The 3542-nt window shown below is 73.5% G+C and carries 3 protein-coding genes; 2 read left to right on the forward strand and 1 reads right to left on the reverse strand.

Features of this window, described 5'->3' with window-relative positions; translation table 11 throughout:
• Positions 1-1247 (reverse strand): DUF6716 putative glycosyltransferase (locus JS521_RS34630; RefSeq protein WP_307848004.1); only part of this gene is annotated, 1247 nt, incomplete at its 3' end.
• A gap of 208 nt (positions 1248-1455) precedes the next feature.
• On the opposite strand from JS521_RS34630, the gene JS521_RS34635 reads away from it, so the two are divergent.
• Positions 1456-2439 (forward strand): glycosyltransferase family 2 protein, encoded by a 984-nt coding sequence (locus JS521_RS34635; RefSeq protein WP_205086836.1) that lies wholly within the window; start codon positions 1456-1458, stop codon positions 2437-2439.
• Positions 2436-3542: polysialyltransferase family glycosyltransferase (locus JS521_RS34640; protein ID WP_205086837.1), on the forward strand; the 1107-nt coding region annotated here is incomplete at its 3' end. The genes JS521_RS34635 and JS521_RS34640, both read left to right, overlap by 4 nt.

Genomic DNA, 3542 nt, shown 5'->3' on the forward strand with positions numbered 1-3542 from the left:
CGGGCGCGGCCGGGGGCCTGGGTGGGGGGGCGGTGATGCCGGGTGTGTGGGCGGGGGGGGGGGGCGGGCGTGTAGTAGGGGGCGATCGGCGGGAGTCGGCCGGCGTCGAGGAGGCCGGCGACCTTGGCGCGGGCGGTGTCGTAGGCGGTGCCGTACGAGCCGTCCGCGGCGACGCCCTGGCCTGCCACCCACTCCGGGTCGGGCTTCGGCCGGGTTCCGCCGTCGAGCCGGTCCCAGGAGGTGAGGAGCCCGGAGCCGACGAAGTGGTGGTTGCCGAGGGGCTCCCGTACGCCGAGGTCGGTGAGGATCGCGGTCGGGATGCGGCGGTGCAGGGACTCCAGCGCGGCGGTCGAGGAGACGGTGACCAGGAGGTCGGTACGGTCCAGGACCTCGCCCATGTGCCCGTACACCAGGCGGAAGTTGGGCGGCAGGCCGCCGGGCAGCTTCTGCGCGAGCTTCTGGTAGGGCAGTTCCTCGATGTGCGTGGTGTGCTCGCCGGGCTTGGAGCGCAGCTTCAGCAGCACCTCGCGGCGCGGGTGCAGCCGGGCGTGCTCGACGAGCCGGCGGAGCAGGTAGGCGCGGTCGGCGCGGGAGGCCGGTACGGAGGGCTGGGCGGCGAACACCACGGTGTCGCGGCCCTCTTCGGGCTGGTACGGGGCTCCGCCCAGGAAGGGCAGGGCGGCCTCGGTGACGGCCGAGGCGTCGGCGCCCACTCCTTCGTACACCGCGCGGAAACGTGCCGCGTCGTGCGCCGAGTTGGCGAGGACGACGTCCGCCCCGTGGCGCAGCAGGAGGCCGTCGGCGAGCTTCTCGTAGACGACACCGACGTATCCGGTGACGACGACGGGGCGGTGCGGCAGGTTCAGGGCGGCGAGCCCGTGCAGCATGGCCTGGACGCCGCCGCCGACGAGGGCGAGGACGACGAGGTCGTACCCCTCGTCGCGCACGGTGTGCAGGAACTCGACGGCGGTGACCTCGCGGACCCGGCCGGCGTCGATCCCGACCTCGCCGACCTCCGCGAGCTGGCGGGGCGTCGGGGTGGCCCGGCCGCGCAGCAGCAGCCCTCTGACCTCGACGGGGCGCGCGTCCGGTCCGTCCCCGGCGGCCTCGGCGGTCAGGCGGCGCGCGGTGAGCGCGCCCCATTTCCACCGGGTGTCGGAGTCGGCGAGGACGGCGACCCGGAGCGCCGGGAGGGGCGCTGCGGGGGTCTCGGCCGGTTCGGCGTCTTGGCTGGTACGTGAGGGCACGTCCAAGAAGTTAGGAAGGCATTTCGATGCGCGGCCCAACGCGATGGCAACAGATGGTTAACAGCGAGCCGACGATTGGGGGACCGCCCCGAACAGGCCCTCAATTTCCGCCCGGGAAAAGGCGATTCACCTGTACGTCGGACGTTGTTCACCTGCTGGGCGCATTGCGGAAAAGGAAAGGGCCGGGGCCGCACCTAACGTGATGCGCGTGGTTAAGCTCTCCGTCATCGTGCCGTTCTTCAACGTGCAGACCTACGCGCCCGACACCCTCAGAAGTCTGCGGGCCAACGCCCGCGAGGACTTCGAGTTCCTCCTCGTCGACGACTGTTCGACCGATGGAACGCTCCGACTGCTGGAGCGCGCCGAGGCCGAGATCCCCGGGGCCGTGCTGTTGCGGCACGAGGTGAACGGCGGTCTGGCGACCGCGCGCAACACCGGTCTGGAGGCCGCCCGCGGCGAGTACATCGCCTTCCTGGACGGCGACGACTGGCTGGCCCCCGGCCACTACGAGCGTCTGGTGGCCCGGACCGAGGCGCTGAACTGCGACTTCGTGCGCACGGACCACGTCCAGGTGAACGGCAGGGCGCGGACCGTACGCCGGGTTCCGCACGGGCCGCACGGGGTGGTGAGCGACCCCCGGGCCGCGATCCTGCCCGCCCACCGCACCACGTCGGTGGACTACGCGTTCGCCTGGGCGGGCCTCTACCACCGGCGGCTGCTGGACCGGGGGCTGCTGCACTTCACCGACGGGCTGCGCACGGCGGAGGACCGGCCGTGGATCTGGCGGCTGCACCGGGAGGCGGAATCCTTCGCCACCCTGGGCCCGCTCAGCCATTTCTACCGGCGCGGGGTCGCGACTTCCCTCACCCAGATCGGCGATGTGCGCCAGCTCGATTTCCTGCACGCATTCGACCAGGTGATCGCGGAGTCCGCCGCCGACCGCGAGGCGGAGGTGTTTCTACCGAAGGCCGTACGCACGTACTGCGCGATCATCGCCCACCATCTGAGCGACCTGGACAAATTCGAACCGGCCGTGGCCCGTGAACTGAAGTCGCGCGGCGCGGCGGCCCTGGGACGCCTTCCGCAGCGGCTGCTGGACGAGGCGCTCGACTCCATGGACGTGACACGGGCGACCCGGGTGCGCAGGCTGCGCCGCCGTCCGGCCGCCGCGAAGGGGGCCTCGGCCGCATGACCATCCGGATCTTCCACGCCTCCTCGCCCGAGGCGGTGGTGCTGCTCGCCGCGGCGATCGACGCGGGCTGCTTCACCGAGCCCGACCGCCGGATCCTGCTGCTGTCCCGGTCCGGGCCGGCCCCGGAGGCCGTCGCCGACGTCTCCACGAGCGCCGGCTTCGAGCGGTTGCGCACCCGGTTCGACGAGGTGCTCTCGTGGAACGACGCGATCGCCCCCTTCCACCCGGACGGCTGGTCGCCCCGGGCGGACGACGCCCCCCTGTGGGAACGCCACTTCCGGCGCGCGTGGGGCCTGGGCGAGGAGGAGCTGGAGCTGGTGGTGGGCTCCCCGCACGCCGGCCCCGCCCGGGCCCTCGCCCAGGTGTTCGCCGGCACCCCGGTGGATGTGTACACCGAGGGGCCCGGCGGTTACGGCCCGACCGGGGAGAAGATCCCGCCGCTGACCGGAACCCGGGTGCGGCGGCTGCTCCATCCGGACCTGGTTCCGGGGGTACGCCCGCTGCTGCTGGGCGAGTACGGGGTGGAGCCGCGGATCGTGCCGGCCGAGGCGGTCACCAAGGTCGTCGCCGAACTCGCGGACGGGGATGTGACGTTGCCCGCCGTCGAGGAGCCGGCGTTGCTGCTCGGGCAGGATCTCGCGGGGGCCGGGCTGATCTCGGCGGCCGAGCAGGCGGGGCTGCGGCGGGAGATGGTGCGCGGGGCGGCGGCCCTCGGTCACACCCGGCTGGTGTTCGCGCCGGATCCGTACGCGCCGTGGGAGAGCCCGGCGGAGCTGCTTGCCGAGGCAGACCGGCTCGGCGTCGAACTGACCGTGCTGGACGGCCCGTTGCCGGTCCCGGCCGATGTGCTGCTGCACCGGTTGCGGCCCGCGCTGGTCGTGGGCTGCACCTCGGCCGCGCTGTTCGGTGCGGCCCGGTTCCACGGTCTGCCGGTGGCGACGGTCGGCACGGGGCTGCTGCTGGAGCGCCTGACCCCGTACGAGAACGCCGAGCGGATACCGGCGACGCTCGCCGACGCGGTGCTGCCCGCGCTGGGCGACGCGGGGGCGGTGGCCGAGGAGAAGCCGCGTGGCGGGGCGGAGTTGGACGGGGCAGGGCTGGAG

Source organism: Streptomyces durocortorensis (assembly GCF_016901035.1).
Lineage (GTDB): Bacteria > Actinomycetota > Actinomycetes > Streptomycetales > Streptomycetaceae > Streptomyces > Streptomyces durocortorensis.